Origin of the sequence: Flavobacterium sp. ALD4 (genome assembly GCF_002836475.1) — a bacterium.
In the GTDB taxonomy this organism is placed as follows: Bacteria; Bacteroidota; Bacteroidia; order Flavobacteriales; family Flavobacteriaceae; genus Flavobacterium.
Map to the genome: position 1 here is coordinate 1 of NZ_PJBJ01000021.1, position 212 is coordinate 212.

A 212-nucleotide genomic window follows, 5' to 3' on the forward strand; every position below is an offset into this window, starting at 1 on the left:
AGTTGTAGTAACAGATGCGCTATTCAATGTAGCTAAACCACTTGTTGCAAGAGTAGCAGAATCAATATTAGTAGTTACATCTAAATTATTGATTGTTGCTGTGCCATCAACATTTAATGTTGCATCAAAATCAACCGCGCCTGTTGCACCAATAGTTGAAAGAGAAGTTGCTCCAGTTACTCCTAAAGTATTGTTAACTGCTGTTGCTCCGT

General features: G+C 37.7%; 1 protein-coding gene. It reads right to left on the reverse strand.

The features are described 5' to 3' along the window. Positions 1 to 212, reverse strand: a 212-nt coding sequence (locus tag CXF59_RS00165; RefSeq protein ID WP_198554604.1) for a hypothetical protein, incomplete at both ends; no start/stop codon positions are given.